This is a genomic window from Kitasatospora sp. NE20-6, assembly GCF_045862635.1.
The window spans coordinates 228,429-241,921 of sequence record NZ_BPRL01000007.1; the positions used below are offsets into that span (position 1 = coordinate 228,429).

Here is a 13,493-nt window from a genome sequence, read left to right on the forward strand (position 1 = left end):
GGCCGGGCCGAACCGCTGCACGGCGGTCCGGCCCGGCCCACCTGTGCGCATTGCGGGGAACGGACACCGTTTCTCCCGATCCTGCCGAGACAATCCGTCAGAATCACCCGCCGTCCGCTGGAGCGCGTCCGGTCCGTACGGAAGAATGTCTCGCCGTCCGGGCAACCATGACGGGGGATCGTGTGTCCAACAGGCGTGTCGAACGTGATCGAGGCGGTGCCGAGGGTGTCGTTGCCGGTGCGCCGGCCGGCAGATAGTCGGATGAGCTTCTCCGCGGCGGCGGCGGACGCATCGGGAGCCAGCGTCGACCGGCTCACCGAGACCTACCAGGCCCACTACAGGTCGCTGCTTCGCCTTGCCGCCCTGCTCCTCGACGACCTCTCCTCCTGCGAGGACGTCGTGCAGGAGGCGTTCATCCGCGTCCACGCGGCGCGGCGCCGGGTCCGCGAGCCGGAGAAGACCCTCGCCTACCTGCGGCAGACCGTCGTCAACCTGTCGCGGTCCACCCTGCGCCGGCGGATCCTCGGCCTGCGGCTCCTCCCCAAACCCATGCCTGACATGGCCAGTGCAGAAGAAGGGGCCTACGATGCGCTGGAGCGCGATCAGCTGAGGAGCGCGCTGAAGGGGCTGCAACGCCGTCAGCGGGAGGTGCTCGTGCTGCGCTACTACGCGGACCTGACGGAGGCGCAGGTCGCCGAGGTGCTGGGCGTCTCGATCGGTTCGGTGAAGGCCTACGGCTCCCGCGGACTCGCCGCACTCCGCGTGCTGATGGAGAGCAGCCATGACTGACGGCCTGACAGGGGCCGAGCGCACCGAGCTCGCCCTCCGGGCCCGCTTCCACGAGGCCGTCGTCACCCTGGAGCCCGACCCCTCGGCCCTCGGCCGGATCCGTTCCGCCGTCCCGCGCCGCCGGGCCCGCCGCCGCCACGCCTGGGCCGGTGCCGTCGCCGTCACCCTGCTCTCCGTCGCGGCCGTCCCCGTGCTCCACGCGGCCCGCCCCCTCGCCCTCTCCGACGGCCCCGCCGCGGGCAGCACGGAGGCCCGCGACCCCTCCGCCGGCCCGCGGCCCAGCCCGAGCGGCCGGGGCGGCCCGCACACCCTGCCCGTCCCCGCCGTCCCCGGCGGCGGGCCCGCCGCCACCCCGAGCGGCTCCGCCCCGCCGAGCACCGGCACGTCCGCCTCCGCCGCCGCCACGGCGAGCGTCCCCGCCTGCGCACGGGCCGACCTCGGCCAGGCCGAGGCCCGCACCGACGCCCCCGACAGCGCGGGCAACGTGTACGGCTGGTTCACCGTCCGCAACGTCTCGGCGCACAGCTGCGGCATCACCGGGCCCGGTACGGTCACCGCCGTCGCGGCCGGCGGCGCGGACCAGTCCCGGGTCAGGGTCGCCGACCACATCGCCGGGGACGCGGCCGCAGCCCTGCCCCCGCCCGTCCCCGCCTCCGGCCCGCTGGTGCTCGCCCCCGGCACGGGCTACCGCGTGCGGTTCGGATGGGTGCCGGAGGGCACCTGCCCGAGCGCCGCCGCCGAGGCACGGACCGCCACCACGGCCGACCCGGCCGCGGGCCCCACCGAGGCCGCTGCCCCCGAGAGCCCCACCGACGGCCCCAGCCCCACCGCCACCCCGCCGGTCGCCGGGCCGAGCGTCACCGTCGCGCACACCCCCGACGGCGGCGCCCCGGAGGCGGCCGACACGGTCGTCACCGGCAGCTGCGGCGGCACGGTGTACCGCACGGCCCCGGAGCCGGCCCCGGCCGATCCCGCGCCCACCGCGCCGGTCACGGGCTGACCCGGCGCCCCGTCCCGTCCCGTCCCGTCCTGTCCTGTCCCGTCCTGTCCCGTTCCGCCCTGTCCCGCCTCGACCGCCCGACCTGCCGGCGGGACGGGGCCGGCAGGCTGCCGCTGCCTGCCTCCCCGCGGACCCATCGCGGCCTCCCGGCGGATCCACCGCGACCCTGCGGCCGGGGACGGCGTAGGAGGTCGTTACCGTGGTGGGGTGTACCGGTTCCTCCTCACCCCGCGCTGGATCATCGCCGGCGTCGTCGCCCTGGCCGCGATCGCGGTGTGCCTGGTCCTCGGCACCTGGCAGCTCGGCCGGTTCGAGGACCGCGTCGACAGCCACCGTGACACGGTCCGCGCCGGCAGCGCCGCCGCGGCGGCCGCCCCCGCCCCGCTCACCACGGTGCTCACCGCGGACCGCCCGCAGGTCGGCACCGACACCCTCGGCCGCCCCGTCACCGTGACCGGCAGCTACGACGGCGCCCACGAACTGCTCGTCCCCGGACGCACCGTCGACGGCCGCGAGGGCTACTACGTGCTCACGCCGCTGCGCACCGCGGAGGGCCGCGCCGCGGCCGTCGTCCGCGGCTGGGCCGCCGGTCCGCCCGGTGCCGCGGCACAGTCCGTCCCGGCGGCACCGACCGGCCGGGTCACCGTCGTCGGACGGCTGCAGGCGTCGGAGAACAGCGGCAGCGGCGGCGCCATCGCCGGCGGGCTGCCCGCGGGCCAGCTCGGCACCATCAGCCCGGCCGCCCTCGTCAACGTGCTGCCCTACCCGGTGTACGACGGCTGGATCGCCGCCGACCCCGCCCCGGCCCCGCTGACCGCGGTGCCGACCGTCGAACCGACGGGCGGCGACGGGCTCACGCTCCGGGCGTTCCAGAACCTCGGGTACACGCTGGAGTGGTTCGTCTTCGCCGGCTTCGTGGTGTTCATGTGGTTCCGGCTGGCCCGCCGGGAGGCGGAGGCCGCCCAGGACCGGGCCCTCGGGCTGGACCCGGCGGTCTGAGCCCCCGACCCCGCCGGGCCGGCTTCGGAGGAGCCTTTCCGGTCAGGGCATCCGGTCAGGGAATCCGGGTCGGCGACGGGCTCGGCGTGTACGACCCGCAGCCCTGACCGTCCCCGCCGGTGCTGTCGCTGTCGCTGTGGTGGTGCACCACGGTGCGACTGCTCTTCGACTTCTTCGAGCTGCGGCCGGACTTCGAGCCGCTGCGGCTCTTCGCCATCAGCTGCGCCCCGGCCTCGCCGAGGACCGACCCGCCGGGCAGCAGCGCGCCCGGGCGGATCGAAAGACCTGCGGGAGCACCGTCCGGCAGCGCGCCGTCCGCCACGTCCCGCAGCGCGCCGTCCGCACCGTCCGACAGTGCCACGTCCGGCAGCGTCACGGCCGGACGCCCGGCCACGTCGTCACAGGGGTCGTCGCTCCCGGCGGAGCAGGCCGTCGCGGTGAGCAGGACGGCCAGCACCGCCACCGCGGCCAGGGCGCTGCGTCTTCTCATCCGTCGTTCCCCCCGTGCGCCGGACGGCCCAGGTGCCGCTGCGCGAAGTCGATCTCCAGCCTCAGCTGCCTGATCCGTTCCTCCACCACGAGCGAGCCGTGCCCGGCGTCGTAGCGGTAGACCTCGTGCACCTTACCGAGCCCGTCCAGCCGGGCGACATAGTTCTCGATCTGCCGGATCGGGCAGCGCGGGTCGTTCACCCCGGCGCTGATGTAGACCGGTGCCTTCACCTGCTCGACGTACGTCAGCGGGGAGGACGCCCGCCAGCGGTCCGGCACCTCCTCGGGGGTACCGCCGAAGAGCGTGCGGTCGAGCGACTTCAGCGCCTCCATCTCGTCCGCGTACGCGGTGAGGTAGTCGGCGACCGGCACGGCGGCCAGGCCGAGCGTCCAGTCGTCCGGCTGCACGCCCAGGCCCAGCAGTGTGAGGTAGCCGCCCCAGGAGCCGCCGGAGAGCACCAGTTGCGCGGGGTCGGCCAGGCCGGAGTCCACCGCCCAGGCGCGGACCGCGCCGACGTCCTCCAGCTCGATCAGGCCGACCCGCTCGCGCAGCGCGTCCGTCCAGGCCTGGCCGTAGCCGGTGGAGCCGCGGTAGTTGACCCGGACGACGGCGAAGCCGTGGTCGAGCCAGGCGGCCGGACCGGCCGCGAAGGAGTCGCTGTCGTGGTGGGTCGGGCCGCCGTGCACCTCGAAGACCGTCGGGAACGGCCCCTCACCGGCCGGCCGCTGCACCAGGGCGTGCACCCGGCCGCCGGGCCCGTCCACCCAGACGTCCTCGACCGGCACCGACCCGGGCGGCACCGGGCCGGGTGCCCGCAGCACCACGGTGCCCGCCGTGGACCGGACGGCCGACGGCTCCGCCGCCGACGACCACAGGAACTCCACCGTGCCGTCGGGCCGCGCGGTCGCCCCCGCGACCGTGCCGCGCGGCGTGTCCAGCCGGGTCAGCACACCGGTGGCCAGCTCGTACGAGAACAGTTCGCTGCGGGCCTCGTACTCGTGCTCGACGAGCAGCGACCGCGCGCCGGGCCGCCACTGCGCGGACAGGTCGCCGGGGAACTCCCGGCCCTGCTCGTCGCGGAGCACCAGCTCGGTCTCGGCGCCCGTGACGACGTCCCACAGCATCGGCTCCCAGCGGCCGGTGCGCTGGTGCGCGACCAGCAGCCGGGTGTCGCCGTCGGCCGGGGCGAAGCCCAGGCAGGCCACCCCGCGCGGCTCGTCGCGTCCGGTCACCTCGTCGAGCTCGGCGACCGCGGAGCCGTCCGCGAGCCGCAGCACCCGGATCGCCGAGTGCATGGCGTCGCCGTGCTCGGTGTGGTCGACCGCCAGCAGCGCACTGTCGTAGGAGAGGTCGCCGATGCCGCCGTACTCGGCGTGGTGGTAGACCACCTCCACCGCCTCCGCGCCGGGGCGGCGCAGGTGCAGCGTGGTGCCCTCGTCGTCGGTGGAGGTGCCCACCACCACGGTGCCGTCCCGGCCGAGCGCCAGACCGGCCGAGTAGGCGGCGGGCACGCCCGGCACCGCCTCCTCGTCCGGGCCGCCCGCGAACGGCTGGCGCCGCCACACCCCGAACTCGTCGCCGTCCGTGTCGTCGAACCACCAGACCCACGTGCCGTCCGGGCTGAGCTCGGCGTCCGTCGTGCCGTTCGGGCGGTCGGTGACCCGGCGGTGCGCACCGGTCGTCCGGTCCCAGGCGTACACCTCGTACGTGCCGGTGCCGTTGGACACGTACAGCGCCCGCTCCGGGGCGTCCTCCGCCCAGTCGGGCAGCGACACGCGTGCCGCCCGGAACCGCTGCTCCCATGCCGGTACGGCGTTCTTCTCCTCGCTCATCCCCCCATCCAACCCGATGCCCGGCACCGGGCGGAACGCCCCCGGGAACCCGGGCCGCCGGCGGCCGCCCGCCGGCGGCCGGGGTGCCCGGACCGGCCCGTCCGCGCAGCCGTCCTGCGGCGACGCGCGGGCGGCACGTCCCTGGCGCGCCGCGGCGCGCGGTCCGGGTTATCAATGAGTCTGGACAAACACGGACAAAAGGAGAAGCGCCATGCCCGTCTCCAACCTGATCGTCGGCCCGCCGCCCCCACTGACCGTCACCGCGGACGGCTCCGCCCTCATCGCCGAGATCGAGGACTACCTGGCCTCCCTCCCCCCGTCGGCCCGCACCCCCGTCCCGTACGTCTGCCCGCTGGGCCGCGCCGTCCAGCCCTGGAACGCCGACCAGCCGCTGCCCCGCCGCACCGTGCTCGACCGCCTCACCCACCGCCCGCCGCAGCCGGTCCCCGTGTCGGTGGCCGGCCACCTCCAGCTGACGTCCCGCTACCTGACGGCCTTCGGCTGGCTGCAGGGCGCCCTCTGGGACTCCCGCGGACGCGTCTGCCTGCTCGGCGCCCAGGCCGCCGTCCTCGCCCACGGCTACGGCACCCCGCAGACCGTCCGCCGCGCCCGCACCCAGGTCATGGAAGTGCTGCACGCCGGCGGCATCACCGTCAGCTCCCCGGACGCCTACAACGACGCACCGACCACCCGCCAGGCCGACATCCACCGCCTCCTCGCCGCCTCCGCGGCCCGCGCCCACGGACTCCGCATCTGACCGGCCGCCCGTCCGGGGCTTCCGCCCCACCCGGGCCCGGCGGCAGGATGGACGGCAGGACGCGGGAGGCGCCCGTCCGGGCCCGGCCGCCCCCGGCCGCCCGCGACGCGACACGGGAACCCCGCCAGGGGCCCGGGAAGGAGCGGCGGCACCATGCGGACCGGCGGACCCCTCGCCCTCGTCACCGGGGCGAACCGCGGCATCGGCCGGGAGACGGCCCGACAGCTCGCCGCCCTCGGACACACCGTGCTCGTCTGCGCCCGCGACCCCGACGCCGCGGCCCGCGCCGCCGCCGGAATGCCCGGCACCGCACTGCCGTGCCGCCTCGACGTCACCGACCCGGGCACCGTCCGCGACCTCGCCCGCGCCGTCGGGACGGAGTTCGGACGCCTCGACGTGCTCGTCAACAACGCAGCCGTCGACTACGACACCGGCGCCCGCGCCACGGACGCCGACCTCGACGACGTCCGCCGCACCCTGGAGACCAACCTCTTCGGCGCCTGGACCGTCACCCAGGCGTTCCTCCCGCTGCTGCGCCGCTCCCCGCACCCCCGGGTGGTCAACGTGTCGAGCGAGTCGGGATCACTCGCCGGCATGGGCGGAGGCACCCCCGCCTACGGCATCTCCAAGGCCGCCCTCAACGCACTCACCCGCAAACTCGCCGACGAACTCCGACCGGACGGCATCCTGGTCAACGCCGTCTGCCCGGGATGGGTGGCCACCGACATGGGCGGACCCGGCGGCCGGCCCGTCGCCGAGGGCGCCGACGGCATCGTGTGGGCGGCCACCCTCCCCGACTCCGGACCCACCGGCGGCTTCCACCGCGACGGCCGCCCGCTGCCCTGGTAGGGCCGCAGGCCGCAGCGGGTGCGGTCCGTCCCCGCAGCTCGGCCCCGCAGCTCGGCCCCGCCCCGGAACCGCTCCTTCTCCAACGCGTGCTGAAGGAACGTCATGCGGGACGCCGGAGGTGAAAAACCCTCCGCGGGAAGGGTGCTGACCTGGCGCCGTGGAGTCGATCGGCCCCCGGTGCGGAGCGTCCCGGAAGCGGCCGTCCTCCCGGCGGGCGCGAGCCCCGGACCGTCGTCGGACGGTTCCTGACGGCCGGTGTTACACGGACAGGACAGTTGACGAACCGATCAGGGATCTCCGCTTGCCATGCTTCTCCTGTCGAACGGGGCAGCAGCAGGTCGAACGGGTGGGCAGTACTCCCGGGAGCGGCGGCGCGGCTCGCCGGACGCCAACTTTCGCACCGTCGTCCTTCCCGGGGGGGGGGGAACACCCATGTCTGCTCGTACTCGCCTGCGCACCGCCGCCGTCGCCCTGGCCCTCGTCGCCACCGCAGGCAGCTCGGCCCTGCTCACGGCCTGCGGCCCCGTGGCCGACACCGGTTCCGAGGCCGCCCCCGCCACGCCCGGCGCCCGCTCCGCGTCGCCCGGTCCGGCCGGTTCGCCCGGTCCGGCCGGCACCACCGCTCCGGTCTCGCCCCTCGGCTTGACGGCCACGACGCCGTCCACCGCCGCTCCGGCCGGCACCGGTGCCCCCGGCACCGCACCGGCCGTCGCCGACGGGACCGCCCACAGCGCACTGACCATCAGCAACGGCACCCGGTACGTGCTGATGAACGGCACCTCGGTCGACTTCGGCACCGCTGTCCGCGACCTCGCCTGGTCCCCCGACGGCGCCAGGGCCGCGTTCATCACCGGCTCCGGCGACCTGGCGACCGCGAACCCGGACGGCAGCGGACGCGTCGTGGTGGCCAGGAACCCCGGCGGCCAGACGTGGTCGCACCCCACCTGGCAGGTCGCGCCCGCCGCCGGCGAGTACCAGCTCCCCGCCAAGAACAACCTGATCTTCGCCGCGGCGAAGGACGGCGTCACCCGGCTGAAGCGCGTGACGGCCACGGCCGCCGGCGCCGTCCCGGCCGACCTCGCACTCGGTACCTACGCCGACGAGAACGCCAAGCCGCTGCCCGAGACCGGCAACACCTGGCCCAGCGCAGGCGGCACGTACGGCACCGCCGTGTACGCCAACACCGGGACAGGCGAGGTGTACATCCGCGACGAGTACCTGCGCCAGCAGGGCAGCGCGCTCACCCCCGGCTCCCAGCCCGCACTGTCCCCGGACGGCGAGGACATCGTCTTCGTCCGCGCCGTCGACGGCCACGACCACATCTTCGCCCTGACCGACCACGGCAGCCGCAGCAAGGACCTCACCCCGCACGCCACCACGGACTACACCGAGCCCGTCTTCTCCCCCGACGGCCGCACCATCGCCGTCCGTACGCCGTCGGGCATCGCGACCCTCCCGGCCGACGGCTCCGCCGCGCCCACCGTCGTCTCCGGCCACCCCGGCCTGCCCGCCTACCGCGGCGGCCACCGCTGAGACCACCGGCCTGGCCCGCCCCTGATCCCCGGACCCGGGCATCAGGGGCGGGCCAGCTCCGCGCGCAGCTCGTCCAGGTGCGCGTCGGCCGTCTCGTGCGGCATGAACTCGACCACGTCGAGAAAACGGAACAGCACCCTGGTCGGGGTGACCGCGTACTCGTACTCGCCGAACCCCACCACCGCGCCCGCCCCGCCCCGGGCCCGACCGCGCACCACGTGCGCGGTCAACTCGTCCGAGCCGTCGGCCGACAGACCGCGGCGGGCATTCGGACGGGCGAGGTACGGGCACACCATCGCGGCGTACAGCATGCAGGCGCGGTGCCCCGGCCCCTCCAGCGTGGGCGCGACGTTGCGGTACGGCCGCCCGGCCGCGAGCGCGTCGGCGATGGCCGCACTCTCGTCCGCACCGACCACCCGCCACACGGCGCCCCGCGGCATCACCGTGTTGCACACCGAGCAGAGCCGCTCGCGGGCACAAGCCGCACTGCGGCCGTGATCGGTGAGCGCGAACTGCGGTGCGCCGTCCTCCCACGGGGTGATCGCGGGCACCGGATAGCCACGGGGGTCATGCGGCCTGGCCCCGACGGCCGGCGGTTTGGGAACGCTCTCGAAACGCACCGCCCATACCTACCAGCCACCCCCGCCCGGGCGCACCCCACCCCGTCCACGGAAAGGTTGCGCGGCCCGGCTCGTGTGCACGCGTCAGGCCCCCGACGCGGCCGCCGCCGTGGCGCCCCGAGCGTCCGGAGCGTCCGGAGCGTCCGGAGCGGGAAGAGCCCGACAGGTTCCCCGATCGCTTCCCCGGCACGAGCCGACCGGTTCACCGCGGGCACCTTCACCGCCGCCACCCGGCCCGCCACACTGCCTGCCCCGGGAACGCCGGAGGCCCGGTATCTCTTGCGAGATACCGGGCCTCCGGTCCTACTGGGTCGGGGTGGCGGGATTTGAACCCACGGCCTCTTCGTCCCGAACGAAGCGCGCTACCAAGCTGCGCCACACCCCGGTCCTGCTCTGTTGCCTTCCGTGTCCGGCGCAACGAGTAGAACTCTAACAGGAGGTGCGCCGAGAGACGAAATCCGATTCCCCGGGGGGCGTCGGGCAGGTCAGCGGCCGGGTGTGAGGGTGAGCAGGGTGGCTTCGGGCGGGCAGGCGAAGCGGACCGGGGTGTAGCGGTTGGTGCCGCAGCCGGCGGAGACGTGCAGGTAGGAGCGGTGACCGCCGGCCTTGTGGGTGGAGAGGCCCTTGACCCGGTCGGCGTCGAGGTCGCAGTTGGTGACCAGGGCGCCGTAGAAGGGGATGCAGAGCTGTCCGCCGTGGGTGTGCCCGGCGAGGATGAGCGGGTACCGGTCGGCGGTGAAGGCGTCGAGCACCCGCAGGTAGGGGGCGTGCACGACGGCCAGCGACAGGTCGGCGTCGGGGGAGGGCCCGCCGGCGACCTTGGCGTACTTGTCGTGGCGGATGTGCGGGTCGTCGAGGCCGGTGAACTCGACGTCGAGGCCGCCCAGGGTGAGCCGGCCGCGGGCGTTGTTGAGGTCGAGCCAGCCGGCGTCGTCGAAGCCGTCGCGGAGCTTCTGCCAGGGGTTGTGGACGGCGCCGCTGATGCCGCGGCGGCTGGTGCCGTCGGGGTTGTTGAGGCCGTGGACGCCGCTGCGCAGGGCGCTGAGGTAGCGGGTGGGGCTCTTGCGGGCGGGGCCGTAGTAGTCGTTGGAGCCGAAGACGTACACCCCCGGGAACTCCATCAGCGGGCCGAGGGCGTCGAGGGCGGCGGGCACGCCGAGCGGGTCGGAGAGGTTGTCGCCGGTGTTGACCACCAGGTCGGGACGGAGGCCCGCGAGGCTCTGCAGCCATCGCTGCTTCTTCCGCTGGCCGGTCACCATGTGGATGTCGGAGACCTGCAGCACTCGGAGGGGCCGCGCGCCGCGCGGCAGGATCGGGACCTCGACGCGGCGCAGCCGGAACGAGCGGACCTCGTAGCCGGCGGAGTAGGCGAGGCAGGCGGCGCCGGTGGCGGCGATACCGAGCGGGACGGAGTACAGCGGTCGCATCGCCCCATGCTCTCAGACCCCGGATCGCGCCGGGAACGGGCAGGTCACTCCTGGTGTCCCCGGACGGCGACGGCGCTGCGGACGGCGGCGGCGACGGGGCCGCGGGGGCCGGTGGCGAGCGGCAGGTCGACGGCGCCCCGGGCGGGGTGCCGGGCGGGGTGCCGGAGCCGGGGCGGGCGATATTGCCGGGCGTCCGGGGCGCGGACCTTGCAGAATGGCGGCATGACGACGCTCAAGATGCAGCTGCGGGACGACCTCACGGTTGCGATCAAGGCACGGGACGAGCTCCGCTCGTCCACCCTCCGGCTCACGCTGTCCGCGATCACCAGCGAGGAGGTGGCGGGCACGGCCAAGCGTGAGCTGTCCGACGACGAGGTGCTGAAGGTGATCGCCCGGGAGGCGAAGAAGCGCCGGGAGGCCGCGGAGGCCTTCGAGAAGGCGGGTCGCGCCGAGTCGGCCGCCCAGGAGCGGGCCGAGGGCGAGGTGCTGGCGCAGTACCTGCCGCAGCAGCTGTCAGACGGGGAGCTGGCCGTGATCGTGGCCGCCGCCGTCGCGGAGAGCGGTGCGTCGGGGCCGCAGGCGATGGGTGCGGTGATGAAGCTGGTCCGCCCGAAGGTGGGGGACCGCGCCGAGGGCGGCCGGGTGGCCGCCGCGATCAGGGCGGCGCTGGCCGGCTGACCCGGCCCCGGCTGAGCCGGCCGGCCGACTGACCTGGCCGGCTGACCCGGCCGCCGCAGCGCACGGACACCCGACACGGGCGTCACGACGGGCCCCGCCTGCGAGGGCGCGTACAGGACGCCGGAGGGCGGCCACCCTGACCGGGTGGCCGCCCTCCTGTCGTTCGCGTGCTCAGCGGTGTCCGGGCCTGCCGGTGTTGCCGCCGATGACACCGGGCGGCAGGGTGAAGCCGCCGTTGATGACGCCGGTGCTGCCGGTGGGCGGCGGCGCCTGGGTGGTGGGCGTCTCGGACGGCTCCGGGGCCGTCTCCGGCACCTCGACGGTCTTGAAGTTGGTCCGCTTGGTGCCGACCAGCACCTCGTTCATGGCCTTCTGCCAGATCGGGCCGGGGCCGTCGGCGCCGTAGACCGAGGGGAAGTAGTGGCCGCCGATGGTGATCTTGCGCATCGAGGTGTTCTTGGTGGGGCCGCCGAGCCAGACCGAGGTGGCGAGCTCCGGGGTGTAGCCGGTGAACCAGGCGGCGTACCGGTTGTCGGTGGTGCCGGTCTTGCCGGCGATCTGGCGGCCGTCCGAGATGTTGATGCCGGAGGCGGTGCCCTTCTCGGTCACGCCGAGGAGGAGGGTGTTGATGCCGTCCGCGGTGGTCTCGGACATCGCCTGGGTGCACTCGGCCTTCGGCACGGCGAGCTTCTTGCCGTCGGTGCCGACGACCGAGGTGATGGCGACGGGCTTGCAGTACTTGCCGCGGGCGGCGAAGGCGGCGTAGGCGCTGGCCATGGTGAGCGGGCTGACCTCCTGGGTGCCGAGCACCATGGAGGGCACCTGCTTGATCGGGCTGCCGTTGGCGAGCTTGCCGATGCCGAGCTTGGTCGCCATCTGCTTCATCGCGCAGAGGCCGACCTCCTCCTCCATCTGCACGAAGTAGGTGTTGACCGACTTCGCCATGGCGTCCTTGAGCGCGTAGGGGCCCTTCTCCTTCTCGCTCTCGTTCTCGACCGGCACGCCCTTCTCGTTCCAGGTGCCGTCGCAGGTGGACATCTTGGGGTAGTCCATCTCGTAGGGCGAGGGGTACTGCTGGTCGATCGGGATGCCCGACTCCAGGGCGGCGGCGGCGAGGATCGGCTTGAAGGTCGAGCCGGGGGCGAAGCCGTTGCCGCCGCCCATCGCCGCGTCGACGTTGAGGTTGAGCACGGTCTCGTGCTGGTCGGAGTTGAGGCCGTACGGGCGGGTCTGCGCCATGCCCACGATCTTGCCGGTGCCGGGCTCGACCATGGTCATCGCGGCCGACACGCTGTCGGTGACGTGGACCTTGGTGGTGACGGCCTTGTAGGCCGCCTTCTGCTTGGCCGGGTCGATGGTGGTGTAGATCTTGAGGCCGCCCTGGGTCCAGAGCTTCTGGCGGTCGGCCGCGGTCTTGCCGAAGACCGGGTCCTGCTTCACGACGTGGCGGACGTAGTCGCAGAAGAAGCCCATGCCGGAGTCGGCGGTGATGCAGCCGTTCAGCGGCTCCTTGTAGTGGATGCCGAGCGGCGCGGCCTTGGCCTCCTTGGCCTGCTCCGCCGAGATGTGCTTGTTCTCCAGCATCTTGTCGATCACGGTGTCGCGGCGGATCTGTGCGGCCCGCGGGTGCAGGATCGGGTCGTAGGCCGAGGGGTTCTGGACGAGGCCGGCGAGCGTCGCGGCCTCGGGCAGGGTGAGGTCCTTGGCGCTCTTGCTGAAGTAGCGCGTCGACGCGGCCTCGATGCCGTACGCCTGGTGCCCGTAGAACGTGATGTTCAGGTAGTTGGTGAGGATCTGGTCCTTGGTCAGGTCCTCTTCCAGCTTGATCGCGAACTTCAGCTCCTGGACCTTGCGGCCGAGGCTCTTCCGGGTGGCGTCCAGGAAGGCCTGCTGGTCGTCGCCGGCCTGCTCGACGAAGACGTTCTTCACGTACTGCTGGGTCAGCGTCGACGCGCCCTGGGTCGCGGCGCCGGCCTCGGCGTTCTTGGTGATCGCGCGCAGCACGCCCTTGAGGTCGACCGCGCCGTGCTCGTAGAAGCGGGCGTCCTCGATGTCGACCTGGGCCTGCCGGATGACGGGCGCCATCTGCTCCTGGGTGAGGATGGTGCGGTCGCGATCGTAGACCTTGGCGATCACGCCGCCCTTGGCGTCGTAGATGGTCGACGCCTGGGAGAGGGCGGGGGTCTTGAAGTCGTCCGGGATGTTGTCGAAGCTGTCGGCGGTGTCCTTGGCGGTCAGCCCGAGTGCTCCGACGGCCGGCAGGGTCACACCGGCCACCAGGATCCCGGCCAGGACGCTGGTGCCGAGGAGCTTGATGCCGAGACCTGCCTTGTCGAGCACGGATCCCGCGGGTCGCTGAGTCGCCATGGGGAGAACACTACGTCGCCGATTCCCGTACAGGGGGGCAGGTGTTCGCCTACGCTTGTCACAAGACTGCGACAGCTTCTCTCTGTTCATCATCGTCACTCTTGTGAGTGATGAGCTTTGCCCGATTTGAACCATTCCGTGGCGGTCTGCCC

13 protein-coding genes and 1 tRNA gene are annotated in these 13,493 nt (G+C 74.0%); 7 read left to right on the forward strand and 7 right to left on the reverse strand.

The features are described 5' to 3' along the window. Positions 1-261: 261 nt before the first annotated feature. The 3 genes from SNE206_RS09425 to SNE206_RS09435 all read left to right on the forward strand — a co-directional run bounded on the left by SNE206_RS09425 (position 262) and on the right by SNE206_RS09435 (position 2,788). Entirely contained in the window at positions 262-789 is a 528-nt protein-coding gene (locus tag SNE206_RS09425) for a SigE family RNA polymerase sigma factor (protein WP_405012552.1), read from the forward strand. Continuing rightward, positions 782-1,789 (forward strand): hypothetical protein, encoded by a 1,008-nt coding sequence (locus tag SNE206_RS09430; protein ID WP_407912915.1) that lies wholly within the window; start codon positions 782-784, stop codon positions 1,787-1,789. Before SNE206_RS09425 ends, SNE206_RS09430 begins: the two co-directional genes overlap by 8 nt. 207 nt (positions 1,790-1,996) lie before the next feature. After that, positions 1,997-2,788, forward strand: coding sequence for an SURF1 family protein (locus SNE206_RS09435; protein ID WP_407912916.1), 792 nt, complete (start codon positions 1,997-1,999; stop codon positions 2,786-2,788). 55 nt (positions 2,789-2,843) lie between these two features. Here the strand turns inward: SNE206_RS09435 and SNE206_RS09440 are convergent, their stop codons facing one another. Continuing rightward, positions 2,844-3,278, reverse strand: coding sequence for a hypothetical protein (locus SNE206_RS09440; RefSeq protein ID WP_407912917.1), 435 nt, complete (start codon positions 3,276-3,278; stop codon positions 2,844-2,846). Beyond that, the gene (locus tag SNE206_RS09445; RefSeq protein WP_407912918.1) at positions 3,275-5,110 is read right to left on the reverse strand and encodes a S9 family peptidase; all 1,836 of its coding nucleotides are present in this window, start codon (positions 5,108-5,110) and stop codon (positions 3,275-3,277) included. The genes SNE206_RS09440 and SNE206_RS09445 overlap by 4 nt, the downstream gene beginning before the upstream one ends. 211 nt (positions 5,111-5,321) lie before the next feature. Here SNE206_RS09445 and SNE206_RS09450 point away from each other — a divergent pair, with 211 nt between their 5' ends. From SNE206_RS09450 to SNE206_RS09460, 3 genes are all read left to right on the forward strand, one after another. Beyond that, the gene (locus SNE206_RS09450; RefSeq protein WP_407912919.1) at positions 5,322-5,867 is read left to right on the forward strand and encodes a hypothetical protein; all 546 of its coding nucleotides are present in this window, start codon (positions 5,322-5,324) and stop codon (positions 5,865-5,867) included. A gap of 153 nt (positions 5,868-6,020) precedes the next feature. After that, the gene (locus tag SNE206_RS09455; RefSeq protein ID WP_407912920.1) at positions 6,021-6,716 is read left to right on the forward strand and encodes an SDR family NAD(P)-dependent oxidoreductase; all 696 of its coding nucleotides are present in this window, start codon (positions 6,021-6,023) and stop codon (positions 6,714-6,716) included. Between the two features lie 432 nt (positions 6,717-7,148). Next, entirely contained in the window at positions 7,149-8,249 is a 1,101-nt protein-coding gene (locus tag SNE206_RS09460) for a hypothetical protein (RefSeq protein ID WP_407912921.1), read from the forward strand. A gap of 41 nt (positions 8,250-8,290) precedes the next feature. On the opposite strand, the gene SNE206_RS09465 is transcribed toward SNE206_RS09460, so the two are convergent. The 4 genes from SNE206_RS09465 to SNE206_RS09480 form a co-directional block, all read right to left on the reverse strand. Further along, entirely contained in the window at positions 8,291-8,800 is a 510-nt protein-coding gene (locus SNE206_RS09465) for a hypothetical protein (protein ID WP_407912922.1), read from the reverse strand. Between the two features lie 380 nt (positions 8,801-9,180). Further along, positions 9,181-9,254, reverse strand: a tRNA-Pro gene (locus SNE206_RS09470). Between the two features lie 100 nt (positions 9,255-9,354). Further along, positions 9,355-10,296, reverse strand: coding sequence for a metallophosphoesterase (locus SNE206_RS09475; protein WP_407912923.1), 942 nt, complete (start codon positions 10,294-10,296; stop codon positions 9,355-9,357). 44 nt (positions 10,297-10,340) lie between these two features. After that, positions 10,341-10,520 carry a hypothetical protein gene (locus tag SNE206_RS09480; protein ID WP_407912924.1) on the reverse strand — a complete coding sequence of 60 codons (180 nt, stop codon included), beginning with the start codon at positions 10,518-10,520 and terminating at the stop codon, positions 10,341-10,343. Between SNE206_RS09480 and SNE206_RS09485 the strand changes: the two genes are divergently transcribed. Beyond that, positions 10,519-10,974: a GatB/YqeY domain-containing protein gene (locus SNE206_RS09485; RefSeq protein WP_407912925.1), complete on the forward strand. Its 456-nt coding sequence runs from the start codon at positions 10,519-10,521 to the stop codon at positions 10,972-10,974. The genes SNE206_RS09480 and SNE206_RS09485 overlap by 2 nt on opposite strands. Before the next feature lie 171 nt (positions 10,975-11,145). Here SNE206_RS09485 and SNE206_RS09490 read toward each other — a convergent pair whose 3' ends face one another. Further along, positions 11,146-13,341: a transglycosylase domain-containing protein gene (locus SNE206_RS09490; protein ID WP_407912926.1), complete on the reverse strand. Its 2,196-nt coding sequence runs from the start codon at positions 13,339-13,341 to the stop codon at positions 11,146-11,148. Between the last annotated feature and the right edge of the window lie 152 nt (positions 13,342-13,493).

What these genes read in the sequence shown, in the direction of transcription:
- SNE206_RS09455 (WP_407912920.1), top strand. Translation starts at nt 6,021, where the DNA reads ATGCGGACCGGCGGACCCCTCGCCCTCGTCACCGGGGCGAACCGCGGC.
- SNE206_RS09475 (WP_407912923.1), bottom strand. Translation starts at nt 10,296, where the DNA reads ATGCGACCGCTGTACTCCGTCCCGCTCGGTATCGCCGCCACCGGCGCC.
- SNE206_RS09440 (WP_407912917.1), bottom strand. Translation starts at nt 3,278, where the DNA reads ATGAGAAGACGCAGCGCCCTGGCCGCGGTGGCGGTGCTGGCCGTCCTG.
- SNE206_RS09490 (WP_407912926.1), bottom strand. Translation starts at nt 13,341, where the DNA reads ATGGCGACTCAGCGACCCGCGGGATCCGTGCTCGACAAGGCAGGTCTC.
- SNE206_RS09480 (WP_407912924.1), bottom strand. Translation starts at nt 10,520, where the DNA reads ATGCCGCCATTCTGCAAGGTCCGCGCCCCGGACGCCCGGCAATATCGC.
- SNE206_RS09445 (WP_407912918.1), bottom strand. Translation starts at nt 5,110, where the DNA reads ATGAGCGAGGAGAAGAACGCCGTACCGGCATGGGAGCAGCGGTTCCGG.
- SNE206_RS09485 (WP_407912925.1), top strand. Translation starts at nt 10,519, where the DNA reads ATGACGACGCTCAAGATGCAGCTGCGGGACGACCTCACGGTTGCGATC.
- SNE206_RS09450 (WP_407912919.1), top strand. Translation starts at nt 5,322, where the DNA reads ATGCCCGTCTCCAACCTGATCGTCGGCCCGCCGCCCCCACTGACCGTC.
- SNE206_RS09460 (WP_407912921.1), top strand. Translation starts at nt 7,149, where the DNA reads ATGTCTGCTCGTACTCGCCTGCGCACCGCCGCCGTCGCCCTGGCCCTC.
- SNE206_RS09425 (WP_405012552.1), top strand. Translation starts at nt 262, where the DNA reads ATGAGCTTCTCCGCGGCGGCGGCGGACGCATCGGGAGCCAGCGTCGAC.
- SNE206_RS09430 (WP_407912915.1), top strand. Translation starts at nt 782, where the DNA reads ATGACTGACGGCCTGACAGGGGCCGAGCGCACCGAGCTCGCCCTCCGG.